Below are 13,357 nucleotides of genomic sequence, written 5' to 3' on the forward strand. Positions count from 1 at the left end.
GCTCAGCCATGTTCGCGATGTTCCGCCAGCCCACCCCGGGCTGGCCAGAGTCCACGCCGACCGCGACGCTTCCCGACGGCACATCCGTCCGCCTCCGACCCCTCACTTCCCGCGATGGAAAGGACTGGTCGGGCACGAGAAACGTCGATAAGCAATGGCTCCAACCGGTCGAACCCACGGTGGAGGGCAGCTGGGAGGACGCGCACTCACACGCGGCGTGGCGCAACACCTGGCTGAACCTGAAGCGGCTGGCCAACCAGGGCACCGTGGTGCCGCTGGTCATCGAGGTCGACGGCGGCTTCGCAGGGCAGGTCACCCTGGGCAACATCCAGCACGGCATCGTCTCCGAATGCTGGGTGGGCTACTGGGTGCACTCGCCGTTCATGGGCCGCGGGGTGGCCACCGCCGCGTGCGCGTTGGGTGTGGACCACGCGTTTTCCCGCGTCGGACTGCACCGCGTGACCGCCACCTACCTGCCACACAACCCCGCCTCCGGGCAGGTGCTCAAGCTCAACGGCTTTCGCGAGGAGGGCTACCTGCGGCGCAACCTGCACATCGACGGCCAGTGGCGCGACCACCACTTCGTGGCCTTAAACGCCGACGATTTCCCCACCACAGCCGTGCAGCGCCTGCGCGAGACCGGCCGGGTGCGCTAAAGGGCGAAAAACAGCTGCGCCCACCGGCGCGCCGACCCGTTCGCCTGCGCAAGTGCCGATACCGTGGACTCCTGACTTTAAGGGTGCAACTGACGCGGAAAGGTGGCATCGCCCATGGGCAGCCCGAGCTTAATGATCATCTTGATCCTGGTGGTGTGGATCATCGTCCTCGCACCGTTGATGATCGGCAACAACAAGCCGATCCGCCGCTCCGGCGACGGCTACGACGAAACGCGCGTGCTGCACGAGGGCGGCACCGCGCCGATGGCTGAGCGCCGCCGCCCGAAGCTCACCGCCGCCGACATCCACCGCCACAGCGAGGACACCGACTACGAGGTTGTGGAGGCGACGGATGCCGAGGAGCAAGTGCTTATCGACGACGCTCCCGCCCTGCGCACCCTCTTCCGCCGCCCCGGCGCCGAAGACGATGCCGCCGCGGCCGGCCACATCGACGGCGAAGTGATCGAGCACGTCGATGACGAGGCTGAGCCGGCCGAAGCTGAGGCCGAGCCTGAGCTGGACAACGCCGAGGGCGGCTCCACCAAGGTCGTCGCCAGCGAGTCCGCCGGTTCCACCTCTGTGAAAGTCCTCGCCGCGGAGGATGATGCAGAGGACGCTGACGCCGACCCAGATGCCGACTCCGATGAGGATGAGGCTGAGGCTGAGGCCGACCGCTACGAGCTGGACGAGTCCTACACCGCACCCGAGGACTTTGGCTATGCGGGGGAGACCGGAGGCGCTGAGAAGCAAAGCGCTCCGAAAGCGGACGTTGAGGAAGCGCCGGAAGACATTGACGACGAGGACGACGAGGTCGACACCGCGGAGGCGGCCGAAGCGGGCGACGAGGACCTCGCTTTCGCCGCTGCGCGCCGCGGCCGCGGCGGATTCGACCCGGAGCGCGAAAAGAAGAACACCGCCACCCGCTTTCAGCGTCGCCAGCGCACCCTGCTGGCGCTGATCGCCGCGTGCGTGGTCACCTTCGTCATCGCGTTTGTCGCGGGCGGCTGGACCTGGGTGCTGCCCGCCGTGGCAGTGGGGATGACCGCATGGTTCATGGTCGCGCTGCGCCGCGTCGTGCTGCAGGAGCGCGCGCTGCACGCCCGCCGCCTGCGCCAGCTGCGCCGCGCACGCATGGGTGTGGCGATGAGCAACCACACCGAGCACCCGCGTGACGCTCGCCTGCGCGCCGGCTCCGTCGTGCTGGACCTGGACGACGACAGCCCCGACTTCGACACCCTGCCGTCCACCCGCTACGTGCCGGAAAACGACCCCGGCTACGACGACTACGAAGACCTCGGCGGCTACGGCACCCGCGCCTCCTAAAAACCGTGAAAAACCCCACTGCGCTGGCGATTTAACCGGCGCGTGGGGGAGGAGTAACGTAACGAGCGTGCCCCAGGGGCTATAGCTCAGTTGGTAGAGCGTCGCGTTCGCAATGCGAAGGTCAGGGGTTCGATTCCCCTTAGCTCCACAGGATTGCGGGACCCGGTCGAATACGGCCGGGTCCCGTTACGTTTTGCGCATCGGCTAAGCTGCCTTCCCGTTGTATAAGACGCTGAAAAGAGCAGCTGAAGTGGCAGAGTCGTTGGGTGAGCAGAAGATCCGTCGCGCGGTGCTGATTGTGGCGCTGCTGAACTTGGCCTACTTCTTCGTGGAGTTCGCCGGTGCGGTGGCCATCGGCTCGGCGTCCCTGTTCGCGGACTCCGCCGACTTCCTCGAGGACACCGCAATTAACCTGCTGGTGTTCTTCGCCGTGGCGTGGCCGGCCGCGCGCCGCCGCACCGCCGGCAGCGTGCTTGCCGCGCTGATTCTCATCCCGGCGGTCGCCGCGGTTGTCACCGTGATCACCAAGATCATGAACCCTGTCGCGCCGTCGCCGGAGGGCCTGACCGGCATCGCGGTTGGAGCCCTGGTGGTGAACGTGATCTGCGCGATCCTGCTGATGCAGCTGCGCGGCGAAGGCTCGTCGCTCGCCACCGGCGCCTGGCTGGCTGCGCGCAACGACGCGCTGGCCAATCTGCTCATCATCGCCGCTGGCCTGCTCACGTTCGTGTGGGAGACCGCCTGGTTCGACATCGTTGTCGGCGCGATCATCGCCGCCATCAACCTCTCCGCCGCCAAGGAAGTTTGGGAGGCCTCCCGCGAGGAGCACGACTCCGTCGAGGACGCCTTCGCGGACATGGACGACGATTAAACGCCGCCTAGGCGCCGATTACACCCATACCCCGGACGCCCCGCGGCGCCACGTGCCCACCAAGTTGGTGTCGATGATGCCGGTGGATTCCATCAGCGCGTACATCGTCACCGGCCCCACAAAGGTGAAGCCGCGCTTCTTCAGGTCTTTCGCCAGCTGCTCGGACTCCGCCGAGCGCGTCGGCACTTCCGCCATCGTGCGCGGCACCGGCGTGTTCGCCGGCTGGTAGGACCACACGAACTCGCCGAGGTGCGTGCCCTCCTCCCGCAGCGCCAGCGTCGCCTCGGCGTTTTTCACTGCTGCTTCGAGTTTGCGCCGGTTGCGGATCAAGGAAGCGTCGTTAAGCAAATGCTCGATGCTCATACCCGCGACTTTGTCCGGGTCGAAGCCGTGGAAGGCCGCGCGCAGGGCCTCGCGCTTCTGCAGGATCAGCCGCCACGACAGCCCCACCTGGAAGCCCTCGAGGCAGACGCGTTCAAACATGCCCTGCTCGTCGGTGACGGGCATGCCCCATTCGGTGTCGTAGTAGTCGCGCAGCAGTGGGTCGGTGGCGGCCCACGGCGGACGCGCCAGCCCGTCGTCGCCGATGACGGGCCAGCCGGATTCGGGATTGGTTTCTGGTGTGGTGTGAAGATCAGTCATATGTATTGGACTCAGTTCTACCCCGTTCGGTTCCACGGGTACGCTAATCGGCATGAATAGGCCCGCCGTCCGCGACTTCGCGCTGCTTGTGCTCCGGCTCGTGCTGGGCGCGGTGTTTGTGGCGCACGGCTACAACCACTGGTTTGAGATGGGCATGGCCGAAACTGGCCGCCAGTTCGCCGCCCTCGGGGTGCCGCAGCCGCAGCTTTCCGCCTACCTCACCGGCACCGTCGAGCTCATCGGCGGCGCGTTTTTAGCAGTGGGGCTCTTGACGACGATCACCGCGTCGCTCCTCGCCCTCCTCGTTTTAGCCGCCGGGTACTTCGTGCACCTGGACAACGGCTTTTTCATCGAGGCCGGGGGAGTGGAGTACACGCTCGTGCTCGCCGCCGCGCTGTTTATCATCACCGTCTTCGGCACCGGCCGCGTAAGCCTGGACGGGGTGCTCACGCGTGGTTAGCCACGAGGAGGTTCAAGCGGCGCTGTCTGCGCGCATCGACGGCGAGAAGGCTGAACTCGACGACGCCATCGTCGACGCCCACGTGTCCGGCTGCGCGGTGTGCCGCGCGTTTTTGGACCGTTCGCTGGCGCTGTCGGAGTCGCTCGGTGTTGACTCGGACGACGCGATGGCCCCGCCGCAGGACCTGTCCGCCGCGATTCTGGCAGGCGTGGACAACGAGTGGCGCCGCTTCGCCCGCCGCCGTGAGATCGGCATGGCCGTGGGGCGCCTGATGCTCGGCGCGATGGCCGTGGTGTGGGTGCTGTGGGCCGTGCGCCTGATCCTGTCCGGCGGGGAGGAGCCGGTGGTGGCGTCCGCGGCGTCCGTGCGCTTCGGAGTGGCGCTCGCGTTGGGCTTTACCGCCTGGCGGCCGCAGCAGATCCCGGGGGTGCTGCTCATCGTGGGCACGATGTTCACCTTCACCGTCGGCTTCGCCGTGCGCGACTTCGTGCTGGGGATGGGCCAGTTCGAGGCGGCGTCCGTACTTGTTCCGCTGCTGAGCTTGGTTGCGCTCGTGTGGACGTGGGTGGCCGACCGCGGCGGTGCCGTGCGTCGGGCGTGGCAGCTCTTAGATGCCCGTCCGTACTAGGGCAGGTGTGGAGCTGGGGTAGCAGTCGAAAGCGATGGCTCTGACATATTCCGCAGGCGCTTCGAGCTGACCTGGGGCGGAGCGCGTCGCCTGACAGATTCCGCCAGAAAGTGTCAGGCGCGGGCCCCGGGGGAACGACGCCGGTGCCGAAAACTGGGCCAGGTTTCCAACTAGCCGGGCTACTTCCAGCTGGGTAGCCACATGATGGACTCGTACCAGGTGTCCGGGATCTTGAAGCCGTAGAAGATGGGCGACCAGTAGATGAAGCTGGCCACCACCAGCGCGATGTAGACCACGGCGGCGAGCTGGCCCCAGCGCAGCTCGAAGCCCGCGACCTTGTTCACCCAGGACCACGTCACAGCCCCGCCCTTCTTGGCCAGGTTGCCTAACGCCAAGGCCAGCAGCACCGCGGTGAACGGCACCAGGGCGGTGGCGTAGAAGAAGTACATCTGGCGGTCGAAAGCAGCCAGCCACGGCAGGAAGCCAGCGGCAAACGCGATCACCGGCACGATGACGCGGAAGTCCTTGCGGGTCAGCCACACCCAGCACGCCCACAGCAGCACCGGCACGGTCAGCCACCAGATGGCGGGGGTGCCGAACATGTAGATCATCTCGCGGCACTTGCCGTCGCCGGATGCGATGGAGCATTCAAGGTCGGTGGCGGAGTAGTACAGGATCGGACGTGCCGAGACCAACCAGGCCCATGGCTTGGAGTCCCAGGGGTGGGAGTGGCCGGAGGACGACGTCAGCGAGGCGTGGAAGTTCAGCACCGAGAAGTGGTAGTAGAACCAGCCGGCGATCGGCTCGGGCAGGTTAGCCAGCCAGGGCCAGTCGGAGCCGGCGATGGTGCCGTCGGAAAGCGAGTGACGGTACACGGAGGTCTCGGAGGCGAACCAGGCGCGCCAGGACCACAGGTACAGCACGGCGGGGATGAGCACGATGGAGGCGAGCGCCGACGGGACGTCGCGAAGCAGGGTGCCCGAAATCGGCTTCTCCACGCCGTAGCGGCGGCGCAGGAACAGGTCCCAGAACGACGACAGTAGGCCGAAGAACATGATGTAGTACAGGCCGTTCCACTTCACGGACAGCGTCAGGCCGAGCAGCACGCCGGTGGCGAAGCGCCACCAACGGAACCCCATGCGCGGGCCGAAGGGGCCGGTGCCCTCGAGCTTGCCGGCCAGCCACGCGTCGTGCCAGCGGTGGTGCACCTGGCGCATGTCGCCGGCCAGCGTCCACGCCGCCATCACCACGAACAGCACCTGGAAGACGTCGAGCATGCCGAATTTGGCGGAGACGAGCAGGACGCCGTCGAAAAGCGCGATGATGCCCGCGAGGATCGCGATGTTGGTGGACTGGCTCACGCGCCGCGCGAGCAGGAACACGAACACGATCACGGCGGTACCGAACAGGCCGGTCATCAGACGCCAGCCCAGCGGGGAGTAGCCAAAGATGATCTCGCCGAGCGCGAGTAGCTGCTTGCCCAGCGGCGGGTGAACGACCAGGCCGTAGCCGGGGTTGGACTCGATGCCGCCTAAGACCGGGTTGAACCAGCTTTCCACCATGTCCCAGGCTTGCGGGACGTAGTGCTTCTCGTCGAAGACGGGGGTGCCGGAGCTGGTCGGCTGCACCAGGCCGATGAACCTGGTGAGCAGCGCCAGCACACCGATGACGGAGGCGGCGATGGTGTCGCGGCGCGTCCACGGCACCGTCACGGGTGCCTCGGGCGCAGGCTGGGCGGGCCGCAGGGAACGCGTCGTCTCTGGCGCCGTTGCGTCGGCGCTAGGTGGCGGTCCGGCGGGGTTCGGGGTGCTCGCGATAGTGGTCACGACGGAAGATATTAGCGCCTTACGCGTATGCTCCCGAGGTATGTCCGCCGAGCAAGACAACCTGACTCAGAACCTCCCGGCCGGAGTTGTACTCGCGGCCACCCCGCTCGGCAACGTCGCGGACGCCTCGCCCCGGCTTGCGCAGGCGCTCGCCACGGCGGATGTGATCGCAGCGGAGGACACCCGGCGCACGCGCGCCCTTGCCGCAGCGCTCGGCGTGGAAATCACCGGCCGCGTGGTGTCCAACTTCGACCACAACGAGGAATCCCGGGCGCGGGAGCTTCTCGACGCCGCACGCGCCGGCACCGTACTCGTCGTCACCGACGCCGGCATGCCGCTGGTGTCCGACCCCGGCCACTCCATCGTCGCCGCCGCCCACGACGCCGGCATCCCGGTCACCTGCATCCCGGGCCCGTCCGCGGTGACCACGGCGCTGGCGCTGTCCGGGCTCAACGTGGGCCACTTCATCTTTGACGGTTTCGCGCCCCGCAAGGCCGGCGCGCGCCGGGCGTGGCTGGAAACACTCGTGCATGAGCGCCGCGCGGTGTGCTGCTTCGAGTCGCCGCACCGCATCGAGCAGTTGCTTGCCGACGCCGCGGACGTCCTCGGCGCCGAACGCCGTGCTGCCGTGTGCCGCGAGCTGACCAAAACCTACGAGGAGGTCAAGCGCGGCACGCTGGGGGAGCTCGCCGAGTGGGCGGCCGGCGGCGTGCGAGGGGAGATCACGCTGGTGATCGAAGGCGGCACCGGGCAGCAGGCCGAACCCGAGGACTTAGTCGGTCTGGTGCTGGAGCTGGTCGACGGCGGCCAGCGCATGAAAGACGCCGCGAAACAGGTGGCGAAGCAGCACGGAGTGAAGGTCGGAGACCTCTACGATGCCGCGTTGGATGCGCGAAGCTGACGTCGATAAGCAAAAGTTCCCCGCGCGGGCTAGCACAATGGTGTGATCTGCGCTAGCCTGCTTGGGTTCTAGTAAAACCCTGAAAATTTGCGAGGAGAACTCTATGTCTCAGCGTGATCTCCAAAGGGATCCCCACGATCCCGACGTGGAGCCGCGGAGTACGGATCCCATTAAGACTGAAGACACTTCCGCAGTCGGCGAAATCGCCGCGCTGCTGCGCGCCGACCGCGACGGCGTGCAACCCAACTACACCGACCCTGAGGAACGCGTCGAGAGCCAAGCCGACGCAGAAGACGCCCCGATCAACTGGGGCATCGTCATTCCTCTCGCGGTGGTTGTCGCGGCAATTGTCGGCTGGGGCCTGGCTGCCCCCGACAACTTCTCTAACTTTGCGGACGCCGCGTTCGGCTGGGTCATCGACAACCTCGGCTGGGCCTTCGTCCTCGGCGGCACCATCTTCGTCGCCTTCGTCATCGTGATCGCCTTGTCGAACTTCGGCACCATCCGCCTCGGCACCGCCGACGAGCGCCCCGAGTTCAAAACAACCTCGTGGATCGCCATGATGTTCGCCGCCGGCATGGGCATCGGCCTGATGTTCTACGGCGCGGCTGAGCCGCTGGCGATGTACCTCGACGGCGTGCCGGGCCACGACGAGCACGAGGTCGGCACCGCGATGGCGCAGACCATGTTCCACTGGACGCTGCACCCGTGGGCCGTCTACGCCATCATCGGCCTGGCTATCGCGTACTCGACGTTCCGCCTCGGCCGCAAGCAGCTGCTGTCCAGCGCGTTCATCCCGCTAATTGGTGAGAAAGCTGCCAACGGCTGGCCGGGCAAGCTCATCGACGCCTTCGCCGTGTTCGCCACCATCTTCGGCACCGCCTGCTCCCTGGGCCTGGGCGCGCTGCAGATCAGCTCCGGCCTGGAGGCCTCCGGCTTCGTGGACAACCCGTCCACCAAGCTGATCATCGGCATCGTGGCTGTGCTCACCCTGGCATTCCTGCTGTCGGCGATGTCGGGCGTGTCCAAGGGCATCCAGTGGCTGTCCAACGCGAACATGGTCGTCGCCGCGATCCTGGCGATCTTCGTGTTCGTCTTCGGCCCGACCGTCGCGCAGCTGAACATGCTGCCGACCGCCGTGGGCAGCTACCTGCAGAACTTCTTCGAAATGGCCGCCCGCACCGCCGAGAGCTCCGACGGCCAGGCCGGCGAGTTCCTCTCCGGCTGGACCATCTTCTACTGGGCATGGTGGATCTCCTGGTCCCCGTTCGTGGGCACCTTCCTGGCGCGCATTTCCCGCGGCCGCACCGTGCGCGAGTTCTGCCTCGGCGTGATGCTGGTTCCGGCTGGCCTGTCCACCGTGTGGTTCGCCATCTTCGGCGGCACGGCCATCAAGATGGAGCAGGCTGGCGAGTCCATCGTCGGCGACGGCTCCAACGAGGAGCAGCTGTTCAACCTGCTGCACGCCCTGCCGGGCGGCTACGTCATGGGCGTGTTCGCCCTGATCCTTCTGGGCACCTTCTTCATCACCTCCGCGGACTCCGCGTCGACGGTGATGGCGTCCATGACCCAGTCCGGCAAGACCGAGGCGAAGCCGTGGCTCGCCGCAATGTGGGGCCTGGCCACCGCGTTCGTCGGCCTGACGCTGCTGATCTCCGGCGGCTCGGACGCGCTGAACTCGCTGCAGTCCGTGACCATCGTGGCCGCCACGCCGTTCCTGTTCATCCTGATCGCTCTGATGTTCGCGATTGTCAAGGACATGTCCAACGACACGATCTACCTGGACAAGAAGGAACAGGAGCGCTTCGCCCGCCAGCTGGCCATCGAGCGTCGCATGCACCGCGACCAGCAGCAGCTGGAAGCCCGCAAGGCGCAGGTCAAGGGGATGCTCAAACCGCGTTCCCACTAGGGGCGTTTGCTTGACGACGCACCTTCGGTTGTGCCCCGCTCGAGCAGTGCAGTGCTTAGGCGGGGCATAACTTATGCTGAGAGCCATGACTTCTTCCGAGACCAACAACAACGTTCTTGTGTGCGTTGCGTGGCCGTACGCCAACGGCCCGCGCCATATCGGCCACGTCGCAGGCTTCGGCGTGCCCTCCGACGTCTTCGCCCGCTACCAGCGAATGTCCGGCAAGAACGTGCTCATGGTCTCCGGCACCGACGAGCACGGCACCCCGCTGCTCGTGCAGGCCGACAAAGAAGGCGTGACCGTCAAGGAGCTGGCGGACCGCTACAACAAGCAGATCGTCGAAGACCTGGCGGGCCTGGGCCTGTCCTACGACCTGTTCACCCGCACCACCACCCGCAACCACTACACCGTGGTGCAGGAGCTGTTCCGCGGGCTGAACGAGAACGGGTACATGATCCGCGAGACCACCCAGGGCGCGATCTCCCCGTCGACGGGCCGCACGCTGCCGGACCGCTACATCGAGGGCACCTGCCCGATCTGCGGCGCCACCGACGCCCGCGGCGACCAGTGCGACACCTGCGGCAACCAGCTCGACCCGGCGGACCTGATCAACCCGGTGTCCAAGATCAACGGCGAGACGCCGAAGTTCATCGAGACCGAGCACTTCATGCTCGACCTGCCCGCGCTGCACGACGCGCTGGAGCAGTGGCTTTCCACCCGCCAAGAGTGGCGCCCGAACGTGCTGAAATTCTCCCTGAACCTGCTCGAAGACATGCGCCCGCGTGCGATGACCCGCGACATCGACTGGGGCATCCCGATCCCGGTGGAGGACTGGCAGGACAACCCGTCGAAGAAGCTCTACGTCTGGTTCGACGCGGTGGTGGGCTACCTGTCCGCGTCCATTGAGTGGGCTCACCGCTCCGGCAACCCGGAGGCCTGGAAGGGCTTCTGGCAGGACCCGGCCACCGAGGGCTACTACTTCATGGGCAAGGACAACATCACCTTCCACTCCCAGATCTGGCCGGCGGAGCTCCTCGGCTACGCGGGCAAGGGCGCCAAGGGCGGCGCTGCCGGCGAGCTCGGCGAGCTGAACCTGCCCACCGAGGTCGTCTCGTCCGAGTTCCTGACCATGTCCGGCTCCAAGTTCTCCTCGTCCAAGGGCGTGGTCATCTACGTCAAGGACTTCCTTTCGGAGTTCGGCCCGGACCCGCTGCGCTACTTCATCGCCGTCGCCGGCCCGGAGAACAACGACACGGACTTCACCTGGGACGAGTTCGTGCGCCGCGTGAACAACGAGCTGGCCAACGGCTGGGGCAACCTGGTCAACCGCACCGTGTCCATGGCGCACAAGAACTTCGGCCAGGTCCCGGCACCCGGCCCGCTCGAAGCGTCCGACGAGCGCATCCTGAACCTCGCGGCCGAAACCTTCACCACCGCCGGCGAGGAGCTGGGCAAGGCCCACTTCAAGTCCGCGATCACGAAGATCATGCACGTCGTCGGCGAGGCCAACGCCTACATCGCGGAGCAGGAGCCGTGGAAGCTGGCCAAGGACGACACCCAGCGTGAGCGCCTGGCCACCGTGCTGTGGACCGCGCTGCAGGTCGTCTCCGACTGCAACGCCATGCTCACCCCGTTTTTGCCGCACACCGCGCAGAAGGTCCACGAGACGCTGGGCCGCACCGGCATCTGGGCCGCCGAGCCACGCGTCGAGGAGTTCGTGGACGACGAGGAGTTCAACCTCGTCGGCGTCGGCCTGCCGGAAAAGGGCCAGACCTACCTGACCATCACCGGCGACTACTCGCAGCAGCAGGCCGTGTGGCAGCGCGTGGACGTCACCCCGGGCACGGAGCTGTCCAAGCCGCAGCCGCTGATTGCCAAGCTGGACCCGGAGCTCGGCGAGACCGGCCCGGAGTGGGCGCCGGTGCAGTAGGCCGCGGCTACAGCTGCTCGCCGAGCCACGCCCTGGCCGAAGCGAGCATGGCCTTGACCACCGGCACGTCGAACGCCCACAGCTCGATCGCGTGCGGCGCGCCCTCGACGATCTCGAGCTGGGCGGGCACGCCGGCGTCGCGAAGCCTCCGGGTGTAGGCGCAGATCTCCTCGTAGAACAGCTCGATGTCGCCGGTGGACAGCCACGCAGGGGGAAGGCCCGACAGGTCGGCGCGCCGGGCGGGGACGGCGTACTCGGGCACCGTCTCCAACCCGGGCGCCTGGCCCAGGTAGGACGCCCAGGCGTAGCGGGTCTGCGCGTTGTTGGCCACGGGCCGGTCCCGAGGCAGGTCGCGCCTCCGGTCGGCGGTGGGGCGGTCGTCCAGCATGGGGCAGAACAGCCACTGGGCGCGCGGCAGCGGTCCGTGCTCGTCGTAAAGCCGCTGGCACGCCGCGGCGGCCAACCCGCCGCCGGCGCTTTCGCCGCCGATGGCGAACGGTTCGCCGAACTCGTCCGCGCGGGTGTGCATCCACGCCCACGTCTCCAGCGCGGCATCCAGGCCGGCGGGGAAGGGGTGCGCAGGCGAGAGCGGGTAGCGCGGGGCCACCACGGTCACGCCCACCTCGGCGGCGGTGTTCGCGCACAGCGGCCCGTCCTGGGCGGGGTGGCCGATGATGTGGCCGCCGCCGTGCAGCCACAACAGCGCGCCCTTCGGGTTGCGCGGCCGGAAGACGAGGGTGCGCCCGTGCCGGATCAGCTCCACACCCTCGCGCCGGGGAATGGGAAAGAGCGTCTGGCCGTGGCTGGTGAGCCAGCGCGTCGCTCTCAGCTGCACCGGCGGGTGGGGGATCAGCCGCGCGCGTCTGCGCAACTCCGGCCGCACGAGCGGCATGATCGATTCCGGCATACGAGCAGTCATAGGAACTGCCCGAGGAACTTGGTCAGCGTGCCGGGTTCCTCGTCCTCGAAGCGCTGGTCCACCACAACTAGCGGGGCGGTGTATTTTTCGCTGGCGCTGCCGACGTCTTTGGCGACGACGAGGTCGGTGCCGTAGTCGTCGATAAGCAATTGCCACTTGTACCCCTCGCGCACGAGCGCCTGGCCGAGCGCGGTGCCGAAAAGGCGCGCGGTGTCGCCGCGGGGGAAGCTGCGGCGCACGTCCGCGGGAAGGGCGAGGTAGTCCGCGAGTTCGGCCTCGAAAGACTCCGCGATGTCGGCGGGCGAGCCGTTGATGCCGCGGCCGGCGGCTTCGGCCAGGTCGGCCTCGATTTGGGTCTGGGTGGCTGAGTCGATGTCTTCAAATGCCATAGGGTGCATCGTATGAGCAAAAAGAAGCCACGTCCCACGCCCGTGCCCGCCGAGCCGATTGCCGGGCTGATTGACGCGCACACGCACCTCGCGTCGTGCGGCGCGCGCAGTGCCGTAGAGGTCGACGCGTTTGTCGAGCGCGCCCTGGCCGCCGGGGTGGAGCGCATCTGCACCGTCGGCGACGGGCTCGAGGAGGCCGAGCTCGCGCTTCAGGCCGCCCACTTCAACAAGCGCGTGTTCGCTGCGTGCGCCATCCACCCGACGAGGGCGCATGAGCTTGACGACGGTGCCCGCGCCCGCCTGACGGAGATGGCCGCAGACGAGCGTTGCGTGGCGGTGGGCGAGACCGGCATCGACACGTACTGGCTGAAGCACGACGCGGAGGGCACCGCGCCGCTGGAGGTGCAGGAGGATGCGTTTCGCTGGCACATCGACCTAGCGTGCGAGTCGGGCAAGGCGCTGATGATCCACAACCGCGAGGGAGATGCGGAGATGCTGCGCATTCTTGATAGCGCCCCACGGCCCGAGCACGTGATCCTGCACTGCTTCTCCTCGCCGCTGGACGTGGCGCGCGAGGCGATCGAGCGCGGCTACGTGCTCAGTTTCGCTGGCAACGTGACGTTCAAGCGCAACGAGGAGTTGCGCGAGGCGGCGGCGCTGGCACCAGCGGGTCAGCTGCTGGTGGAAACGGACGCACCGTACATGACGCCGGAGCCCTTCCGCGGGGCGAAAAACGAGCCGTCGCTGATCGGTCACACGGCGAAGGTTGTGGCCGAAGCGCGCGGCATGGAAGTGGCCGATGTGGCGCGTGAGATTGCAGAGACGTTCTCGCGGGTCTACGGGGTGTGAGCTGGCACGTCGGGTCTTGAAACCCTGCGAGCGTTACCGTATCGTTACCCGGGT

The 13,357-nt window shown here is 67.3% G+C and carries 13 protein-coding genes and 1 tRNA gene; 10 read left to right on the top strand and 4 right to left on the bottom strand.

Annotation, left to right across the window (positions count from 1 at the left end; translation table 11 throughout):
• Positions 1-8: 8 nt before the first annotated feature.
• The 4 genes from H0193_RS00105 (at position 9) to H0193_RS00120 (ending at position 2,850) form a co-directional block, all read left to right on the top strand.
• Entirely contained in the window at positions 9-656 is a 648-nt protein-coding gene (locus tag H0193_RS00105) for a GNAT family N-acetyltransferase (RefSeq protein ID WP_370642048.1), read from the top strand.
• 114 nt (positions 657-770) lie between these two features.
• The gene (gene sepX / locus H0193_RS00110; RefSeq protein ID WP_181888024.1) at positions 771-1,979 is read left to right on the top strand and encodes a divisome protein SepX/GlpR; all 1,209 of its coding nucleotides are present in this window, start codon (positions 771-773) and stop codon (positions 1,977-1,979) included.
• Positions 1,980-2,054: 75 nt separating this feature from the next.
• Positions 2,055-2,127, top strand: a tRNA-Ala gene (locus tag H0193_RS00115).
• 102 nt (positions 2,128-2,229) lie between these two features.
• Entirely contained in the window at positions 2,230-2,850 is a 621-nt protein-coding gene (locus tag H0193_RS00120; RefSeq protein ID WP_338026553.1) for a cation efflux transmembrane domain-containing protein, read from the top strand.
• 18 nt (positions 2,851-2,868) lie between these two features.
• Here the strand turns inward: H0193_RS00120 and H0193_RS00125 are convergent, their stop codons facing one another.
• Positions 2,869-3,492 carry a DNA-3-methyladenine glycosylase I gene (locus H0193_RS00125; protein ID WP_181888025.1) on the bottom strand — a complete coding sequence of 208 codons (624 nt, stop codon included), beginning with the start codon at positions 3,490-3,492 and terminating at the stop codon, positions 2,869-2,871.
• Positions 3,493-3,544: 52 nt separating this feature from the next.
• Here H0193_RS00125 and H0193_RS00130 point away from each other — a divergent pair, with 52 nt between their 5' ends.
• Together H0193_RS00130 and H0193_RS00135 are read left to right on the top strand one after the other, a co-directional pair.
• A complete protein-coding gene (locus H0193_RS00130; protein WP_181888026.1) occupies positions 3,545-3,952 on the top strand; it encodes a DoxX family protein in 408 nt (135 codons plus the stop codon).
• Positions 3,945-4,580, top strand: a complete 636-nt coding sequence (locus H0193_RS00135) for a zf-HC2 domain-containing protein (protein ID WP_181888027.1) — start codon at positions 3,945-3,947, stop codon at positions 4,578-4,580. Before H0193_RS00130 ends, H0193_RS00135 begins: the two co-directional genes overlap by 8 nt.
• Before the next feature lie 179 nt (positions 4,581-4,759).
• On the opposite strand, the gene H0193_RS00140 is transcribed toward H0193_RS00135, so the two are convergent.
• Positions 4,760-6,397, bottom strand: coding sequence for a dolichyl-phosphate-mannose--protein mannosyltransferase (locus tag H0193_RS00140; RefSeq protein WP_181889540.1), 1,638 nt, complete (start codon positions 6,395-6,397; stop codon positions 4,760-4,762).
• Positions 6,398-6,446: 49 nt separating this feature from the next.
• Here H0193_RS00140 and rsmI point away from each other — a divergent pair, with 49 nt between their 5' ends.
• The 3 genes from rsmI to metG all read left to right on the top strand — a co-directional run bounded on the left by rsmI (position 6,447) and on the right by metG (position 11,146).
• Positions 6,447-7,307, top strand: coding sequence for a 16S rRNA (cytidine(1402)-2'-O)-methyltransferase (gene rsmI, locus H0193_RS00145; RefSeq protein ID WP_181888028.1), 861 nt, complete (start codon positions 6,447-6,449; stop codon positions 7,305-7,307).
• Between the two features lie 103 nt (positions 7,308-7,410).
• Positions 7,411-9,216 (top strand): BCCT family transporter, encoded by a 1,806-nt coding sequence (locus H0193_RS00150; protein ID WP_181888029.1) that lies wholly within the window; start codon positions 7,411-7,413, stop codon positions 9,214-9,216.
• An 85-nt stretch (positions 9,217-9,301) separates the two neighbouring features.
• On the top strand, positions 9,302-11,146 hold the full coding sequence (gene metG / locus H0193_RS00155) for a methionine--tRNA ligase (protein WP_236883382.1): 1,845 nt from the start codon (positions 9,302-9,304) through the stop codon (positions 11,144-11,146).
• Positions 11,147-11,153: 7 nt separating this feature from the next.
• Here the strand turns inward: metG and H0193_RS00160 are convergent, their stop codons facing one another.
• Complete coding sequence (locus H0193_RS00160; RefSeq protein WP_202032073.1) at positions 11,154-12,065, bottom strand: alpha/beta hydrolase fold domain-containing protein; 912 nt, start codon at positions 12,063-12,065, stop codon at positions 11,154-11,156.
• Positions 12,062-12,454 (bottom strand): DUF3806 domain-containing protein, encoded by a 393-nt coding sequence (locus tag H0193_RS00165; protein ID WP_181888031.1) that lies wholly within the window; start codon positions 12,452-12,454, stop codon positions 12,062-12,064. The genes H0193_RS00160 and H0193_RS00165 overlap by 4 nt, the downstream gene beginning before the upstream one ends.
• Positions 12,455-12,466: 12 nt before the next feature.
• Here H0193_RS00165 and H0193_RS00170 point away from each other — a divergent pair, with 12 nt between their 5' ends.
• Positions 12,467-13,303: a TatD family hydrolase gene (locus tag H0193_RS00170; RefSeq protein ID WP_181888032.1), complete on the top strand. Its 837-nt coding sequence runs from the start codon at positions 12,467-12,469 to the stop codon at positions 13,301-13,303.
• Positions 13,304-13,357: the final 54 nt, after the last annotated feature.

The sequence above is a fragment of the Corynebacterium haematomassiliense genome, from assembly GCF_013978595.1.
Classification (GTDB): domain Bacteria; phylum Actinomycetota; class Actinomycetes; order Mycobacteriales; family Mycobacteriaceae; genus Corynebacterium; species Corynebacterium lehmanniae.